This is a genomic window from Eggerthella sp., from assembly GCF_048329335.1.
Lineage (GTDB): Bacteria > Actinomycetota > Coriobacteriia > Coriobacteriales > Eggerthellaceae > Eggerthella > Eggerthella lenta.
In genome coordinates, this window is record NZ_DBFEGU010000464.1 from 1 (window position 1) to 6744 (window position 6744).

Annotated in this window: 8 protein-coding genes; 6 read left to right on the top strand and 2 right to left on the bottom strand. The window is 69.2% G+C overall.

Going from position 1 to position 6744, the window contains the following annotated elements; all coding sequences use genetic code 11:
- The 6 genes from cgtA to rsfS all read left to right on the top strand — a co-directional run.
- Positions 1-591 (top strand): Obg family GTPase CgtA (gene cgtA / locus ACMO6A_RS14275; RefSeq protein WP_418471457.1); only part of this gene is annotated, 591 nt, incomplete at its 5' end.
- Complete coding sequence (gene proB, locus ACMO6A_RS14280; RefSeq protein ID WP_009304122.1) at positions 591-1739, top strand: glutamate 5-kinase; 1149 nt, start codon at positions 591-593, stop codon at positions 1737-1739. The genes cgtA and proB, both read left to right, overlap by 1 nt.
- Before the next feature lie 9 nt (positions 1740-1748).
- A complete protein-coding gene (locus tag ACMO6A_RS14285) occupies positions 1749-3026 on the top strand; it encodes a glutamate-5-semialdehyde dehydrogenase (RefSeq protein WP_009608781.1) in 1278 nt (425 codons plus the stop codon).
- Positions 3026-3703, top strand: a complete 678-nt coding sequence (gene nadD, locus ACMO6A_RS14290; protein ID WP_009304127.1) for a nicotinate-nucleotide adenylyltransferase — start codon at positions 3026-3028, stop codon at positions 3701-3703. The genes ACMO6A_RS14285 and nadD overlap by 1 nt, the downstream gene beginning before the upstream one ends.
- Positions 3700-4323 carry a bis(5'-nucleosyl)-tetraphosphatase (symmetrical) YqeK gene (yqeK, locus tag ACMO6A_RS14295; protein ID WP_009304128.1) on the top strand — a complete coding sequence of 208 codons (624 nt, stop codon included), beginning with the start codon at positions 3700-3702 and terminating at the stop codon, positions 4321-4323. Before nadD ends, yqeK begins: the two co-directional genes overlap by 4 nt.
- Positions 4320-4748 (top strand): ribosome silencing factor, encoded by a 429-nt coding sequence (rsfS, locus tag ACMO6A_RS14300; RefSeq protein ID WP_009304129.1) that lies wholly within the window; start codon positions 4320-4322, stop codon positions 4746-4748. Before yqeK ends, rsfS begins: the two co-directional genes overlap by 4 nt.
- A 67-nt stretch (positions 4749-4815) precedes the next feature.
- Here the strand turns inward: rsfS and ACMO6A_RS14305 are convergent, their stop codons facing one another.
- Both ACMO6A_RS14305 and ACMO6A_RS14310 read right to left on the bottom strand, forming a co-directional pair.
- The gene (locus ACMO6A_RS14305; RefSeq protein WP_009304130.1) at positions 4816-6069 is read right to left on the bottom strand and encodes a chloride channel protein; all 1254 of its coding nucleotides are present in this window, start codon (positions 6067-6069) and stop codon (positions 4816-4818) included.
- 12 nt (positions 6070-6081) lie between these two features.
- Positions 6082-6744 (bottom strand): P1 family peptidase (locus ACMO6A_RS14310; RefSeq protein ID WP_418471458.1); only part of this gene is annotated, 663 nt, incomplete at its 5' end.

The following is a 6744-nucleotide window of genomic DNA, read 5'->3' on the forward strand; positions in this document are numbered from 1 at the left end:
CAGCTGGCGCTGTACGCCGACGAGCTGGCGGCGCGCCCGCGCATCGTGGTGGCGAACAAGATCGACGTGCCCGGCGCGGAGGAGGTTGCCGACCGGCTGGCCGAGCGCGTGCGCGAGGACTCGATCGCGGCAGCGGGCGGCGACGAGTTCGCCCCGAGCCCCGTCGATCCGAAGCTCTACCGCATCAGCGCGCTCACGGGCGAGGGCGTCGACGGCCTCAAGGCCGCCATCGCGACCAAGGTGCACGAGCTGCGCGAGGAGCTGCGCGCGCTTTCGGAGGCCGACGTGCAGTACGAGCACGTGTGGGAGCACAAGCGCGAGGAACGCGACAAGCAGTTCAAGGTCGTGCCGCTCGGCGGCGGGGTGTTCCGCGTCGAGGGCCCGCAGGTGGAGCGCATGGTGGTGCAGACCGACTGGGAGAACGAAGAAGCCATCGCGTTTTTGCAGCACCGCCTCAAGCGCCTCGGCGTGGAGAAGGCGCTTGAGAAGGCGGGCGCCGTGGACGGCGACGAGATCCGCATTGTCGGCCGAGCGTTCGAATTCGAGTCGGTTCGCACGGCGGAGGATCTGTTCAAGGAGCTCGACCTGTGATGAAGCCGGCTGGATGCGCGCATGCCGCCGATCATGGCAAGCGCCTCGTGATAAAAATCGGGTCGTCCACGCTCACCACGTCGGAGAGCAAGATCGACTACGCCTACCTCGCGGAGGTGACCGACCAGGTCGCGCGCGTGCGCGCCGCCGGTTGGCGCCCCATCGTCGTCACCTCGGCCGCTATCGCCTGCGGCCTCGAGCGCTTAAGCATCGAGAAGCGCCCGCACGACATGCCCAGCCTGCAGGCGGCCGCCTCGGTGGGGCAGAGCGCGCTTTCCACGGCGTACGCCGAGGCGTTCGCGCGCCACGGCATCGTGACGTCCACGGTGCTGCTGACGCGCCGCGACACGGCCGACCGCCGGGCGTACCTGCACGCGCGCGACACGTTCGACCGCCTGCTGGAGCTGGGGGTGGTGCCCATCGTGAACGAGAACGACACCATCTCGGTCGAGCAGATCCGCTTCGGCGACAACGATACGCTGGCAGCGCTCGTGGCATGCCTCGTGGAAGCCGACCTCATGGTCATCCTCTCGGACATCGAGGGGCTCTACGATGCCAACCCGCATCACCATCCCGACGCGAACCTCATCGGCCGCGTTGAGGCCATTGGCCCCGAGATCATGGCCGTGGCGGGCGAAGCCGGCACCACGGTGGGCTCGGGCGGCATGATCACGAAGATCAAGGCCGCGCGCGTGCTCATGGTGGCCGGCATCCCGCTCGTGGTGTGCGACGGTCATCGTGCGGAGGCCATCGTGGACGCGGCGGCGGGCGAGGACGTGGGCACACTGTTCGTGGCTGCGAAGAAGCCGCACGAGATCACGCCCAAGAAGCTGTGGATCGCGCTCGGCGATGCCGCGCGCGGCGCGCTCGCTGTGGACGACGGCGCGAAGGCGGCGCTCATCGAGCGCGGCAGCTCGCTTCTGTCGGTGGGCGTGCGCTCGGTGGAAGGGCGCTTCGAGGCGAACGACATCGTCGACATCAAGGATGCGACGGGGCATCTGTTCGCGCGCGGCAAGGTGGCGTTCGCTAGCGACGAGGCGGCGTTGGCCATCGGGCGCACCCGCGCGGAGCTGCAGGCGAACCGCCTGCTGGCAAGCTTGGCCGACAAGCCGCTCGTCCATCGCGACGAGTTGGTCGTCTTCGAATAGGGGGGAACCATGGAACGGGAAACGGTGCGGGACCAGGTGCGGCGCATCGCCGAGGAGGCGCGCGCGGCGAGCGGGGCGCTCGCGCAGACGAGCGCAGACGAGCGCAACGGCGCGCTGGCCTCCATGGCGGCGGCGTTGCGCTCGCATGCGGCCGCCATCGTCGAGGCGAACGGCTGCGACATGGACGCGGCGCGCAAGGCCGGCACGAAAGAAGGCCTCCTCGACCGCCTCATGCTCGACGAGGACCGCGTCGAAGCCATGGCGGCCGCGCTCGAGGACCTCGTCGCTCTTCCCGACCCGTTGGGGGCGGTGCAGCAAAAGCGCACGTTGGAAAGCGGCATCGAGCTTCAGCGCGTGAGCGTGCCTCTGGGGGTGGTGGCCGTCGTGTACGAGGCGCGCCCGAACGTGACGGCCGATGCGGCCGGCATCTGCCTGAAGTCGGGCAACGCGGCGGTGCTGCGCGGCGGCAGCATGGCGGCGGCCTCGAACGAGGTGATCGCACGCGTGCTGCACGAGGCGGCGGTGGAGGCGGGCATGCCCCGCGGCTGCATCGGCGCCGTCACATTGGCCGACCGCGCGGCGGCCGACGAGCTCATGCAGCTGCACGGCGTGGTGGACGTGCTCATACCGCGCGGCGGAGCGGGCCTCATCCGCCACTGCGTGGAGACGTCGAAGGTGCCGGTCATCGAGACGGGCACGGGCAACTGCCACGTGTACGTGCACGAGAGCGCCGACTACGATAAGGCGCGCGCCATCATCGTGAACGCGAAATGCCGCCGCCTCGGCGTGTGCAACGCCGCCGAGACGCTGCTCGTGGACGAGGCCGCCGCCGAGGGCTTCCTGCCCGCGGCGCTCGCCGAGCTGGCCGCGCGCGGCGTGACGCTGCACGCCGACGAGCGCGCGGCCGCCGTTGCCGCGGCCGGCGGCACGCCCACGGTGCCCGCCGGGGAAGCCGACTGGGAGACCGAGTACCTTGCGGCCGACCTGGCCGTGCGCGTGGTCGGCGGCGTCGACGAGGCCATCGGCCACGTGAACCGCTACGGCACCAAGCATTCCGAGGCGATCGTCGCCGAGGACGAGGCCGCTGTCGAGGCGTTCCTCGCGCGCGTCGACGCGGCCGCCGTGTACGCGAACGCGTCGACGGCGTTCACCGACGGAGCCGAGTTCGGTCTGGGCGCCGAGATCGGCATCTCGACGCAGAAGCTGCATGCGCGCGGCCCGTTCGCGCTCGATGCGCTCACCTCGTACAAGTACGTGCTGCGCGGATCCGGGCAGGTGCGCGCGTAGTGGGACGCATCTGCGATCATTTCGACGACCTGGGACGGGACGGCGGACGCGCGCGCCTCGGCATCATGGGCGGCACGTTCGACCCCATCCATATCGGGCACCTCGCGTGCGCCGAGCAAGCGCGCGAGGCCTACGACCTCGACGGCGTGGTGTTCGTGCCCGCCGGCAACCCCGTGTTCAAGAAGGACCGCCCCGTCACGCCGGCTGCCGAGCGTCTGGAGATGTGCCGCATCGCCACGCGCAGCAACCCGGCGTTCGACGTGAGCGCCATCGAGATCGAGCGCGGCGGCGACACCTACACCGTGGACACGCTACGCCAGCTGCGCGCGCATTACCCCGATAACGTGGAGCTGCGCTTCATTACGGGCGCCGATGCCGTGTACCATATCGTGCAGTGGCGCGAGAGCGCGGCCATCGCCGACCTCGCCCGCCTCATCGCGGTCACGCGCCCCGGCTACGCGCTGTCGGAGGAGCGGCGGGCGTTCATCGCCGAGCACGGCAACTTCGCCATCGACTACCTCGAGGTGACGGCGCTGGCCATCTCGTCCAGCGACCTGCGCCGACGCGTAGCGGCGGGGAAGTCGATCCGTTATTTGACGATGCAGGGCGTGCTCGACTATATTCAAGAGCGAGGCCTGTACCGAGCCGATCCCCATCACGAAGGAGGCGTGCGATGAGCGAGGACGTGCTTTCGGATGCGTTCTTCGATGCGCGCGAGCGCGATCTGAAGAAACGGTTGAAGCCCAAGCGGTTCGAGCATGCGCGAGGCGTGTCGAAGACGGCCGCGTCGTTGGCCGAGACGTACGGCGTCGACGTGCGCAAGGCGCGCTTGGCCGGCCTGCTGCACGATTGGGACAAGGAGTACGGCGACGACGAGATCCGCGAGCGCGCTCGCGCGCTGGGCGTGGACGTGGACCCGTACGTGCTGGACACGATGCCGCGTCTGCTGCACGGCCCCACGGCCGCGGCCGAGCTCGTGCGCGCGTACCCCGACCTGTCCGCCGACGTGGTCCAGGCCATCGCTCGGCACACGGCCGCGGCGGTGGGCATGAGCGATCTGGACATGATCATATACATCGCCGACGCCATCGAGCCCAGCCGCGACTTCGACGGCCTCGACGAGCTGCGCGCCGCCATCGGCGCGGTGCCGCTCGAAGAGCTCTTCATGATGACGTTCAACCATATCCTGCTGACGCTCGTGGAGCGCCGGCGACGCCTGCACCCGGCAACCGTCGAGGTGTGGAACCATTACGTGGCCCGATCGCGCGACGCGAAGGCCGAGAAAGGAACAGCGTGAGCACAACGACGACCGAGAAGACTTCGAGGGAATGCGCCCTCATCGCGGCCTGCGCGGCCGACGAGAAGAAGGCCACCGACATCATGGTGCAGGAGGTGCGCGACCTCATCGGCGTGACGGACTACTTCGTCATCGCCACGGCCTCCAACAACCGTCAGGTGGAGGCCATCATCGACGAGATCGAGGATGCGGTGCGCACGAAGGCGCAGATGAAGCCCCTGCATCGCGAGGGCACGCAGGACGGCACGTGGTCGCTTCTGGACTACGGCAGCTTCGTCGTGCACGTGTTCCAGCCCGAGACGCGCGAGTACTATCGCCTCGAGGCGCTGTGGAACGACGCGCCCGTCATCGACCTCGCCGCCGAAGCGGGCCTTACCGACATCGAGTACTCCGACCGCATCGCCAAGATGCTGGGCAAGGAGTAGCTTTCGCGCATCGCCGCTTTGATGCGTCCTGCGCCGCCGCCTTCCGCGGCGGCGTTTTTTTGTTTCGTCAACCTTCCGCTTGCTCGGCGCGCAAGGCTTTCGGCAGCGGGACGGCGGCGCCGAGGGCCGCGGCGGCCAGCATGACGACGATGCCCTTCACGGGGAAGCAGAGGAACAGCAGCAGCACGGTCATGAGCGGCTGGCGCATGACGCCTCCCACGAGCGCGGCCGTGCTTGCGCACAGGCAGAACACGGGGTCGGCGCCGGTGAGCATGGCCATGCCGTAGCCGATGGAGATGCCGGCGAAGATGACGGGGAAGAAGTGGCCGCCGCGCCAGCCGAAGCGGATGCACAAAGGCGTGACGAGCACCTTGCCGAAGCCCGTGGCCAAAAGCGCGAACGCCGTCATGGTGCCCCAGACCTCTCCCAGCTGCTCGGCCTGCGTCTCGCCGGCGAACATCGTGAACGGCAAGGCGATGCCCATGAGCGCCAGCACGAGCCCGGCGATGAGCGCCTTTGCCACGGGACGCTCTCCCATGCGTTCGGACAGGCGCTCGAACAGGCCGTCGAACGCACAGAACAGCCAACCGCCTGCCGCGCCCACCAGCGCGAGCGGCACGAGCCACAGAAGCTCGGTCGCTCCCACGTGGATGTCGGTGAAACGAGGCAGCGACAGCCCGCCGCCGAACAGCGCGCCCAGTCCGAGGAAAGCCGCCAGCGCACCAGCGATGGCGCACAGGTACACGACGATCTTCGACGACTTCGGCAGCGTGATGGCTGCCTGCGCGCCCTTCGCCTCGTCGCCGTCGTCGTACAGCGGCGCGGCGAACCCGAAGAGGGGCGCGGTGAAGATGGCCGACAGCGCCGCCATGGTGCCGACCGACGTGAGCTGCTGGAAGTCCGAGCCGAAGCGCTTCATGCGATCGCCCACCCACGTGCAGATGCCCGCGACCGCCCCGGTGAGGCCCGCCTCGGGGCCTACCGACCCGCCGAAGAACAGGGGCAGCAGCGCGGAAACGGACATGACGCCCAGCTTGTCGTAGTCGTAGCGGCCGTCGCGCTTCACCTTCGCCATCACCTGGTTCAAGTCTTCGGGATACGATCCGAACTTCTTGGCGAACAGCCCGATGACCAGGCCGCCCACCAGGCAGGCGGCCAAGGGGAAGTACGGGCCGAAATGCGCGGGCAGCCGGTCCCAGATGAACGTGATGCCCAGGTTCATGGCGAACAAGAGCAGCCACACGAACGCGCCGGCGATGGCGCCGGTCACGATCACCGAAGCGACGAACAGCGTTCGGTTGGCAAGCTGAGCCCCTTTCATGTCGCCCTCTTCCTAACAGGAGACGAGGTCGCGGGCGGCGGGCAACCCGTAGGCGCCCTCGGCCTGCTCGACCGCACGCACGACGGCTCCCTGCATGGCCTCGGTGGCAAGGATGGCGAACGTATCGTAGTCGGCTTCCACCTCGCCGGATGCGAACGTGAACACGGTGTCGCCGTCGCCGGAAGTGTGCACGGGCTTGATGGCGCGCGCGTAGGCGTCGTGGACGGTCGAAGAAGCCTTCGTCGCCTGCGCCTTCGTCAGACGCGCGTTCGTCAGCACGACGCCGATGGTGGTGTTGGCGCACGGACCTGCGGCGGGGTCGGCTTCCTGCTCCGCATGCGCGGCCGCCTGCTGCGCGAGGACGCCGAACGCCTCGAGGGGATCCATGACGCGCCCTTCTCCGTCGCGGCAGCCGGCGATCCAGGCACCGTCCGCGCTGCGCACGTTGCCGAGCGCGTTCACCGCCACGACGGCGCACGCCGTGAGCTCGCCCAGGCGCAATCCGCAGATTCCGAGCCCGGCTTTCATGGCGCGCTCGCCGCCGAGGAGCTTGCCCACCGATGCGCCGCATCCGGCGCCCACGTTGCCTTCGGCCAGCGGTTCCGCCGCCTCGCGCTCGAACGCCGCCCTCGCAGCAGCGCGCCCCATGGCGGCATCGGGATGGGCGTTCTGCCC

Coding starts and splice junctions, on each gene's coding strand:
- proB (WP_009304122.1), top strand. CDS start 591: ATGAAGCCGGCTGGATGCGCGCATGCCGCCGATCATGGCAAGCGCCTC.
- ACMO6A_RS14285 (WP_009608781.1), top strand. CDS start 1,749: ATGGAACGGGAAACGGTGCGGGACCAGGTGCGGCGCATCGCCGAGGAG.
- yqeK (WP_009304128.1), top strand. CDS start 3,700: ATGAGCGAGGACGTGCTTTCGGATGCGTTCTTCGATGCGCGCGAGCGC.
- ACMO6A_RS14305 (WP_009304130.1), bottom strand. CDS start 6,069: ATGAAAGGGGCTCAGCTTGCCAACCGAACGCTGTTCGTCGCTTCGGTG.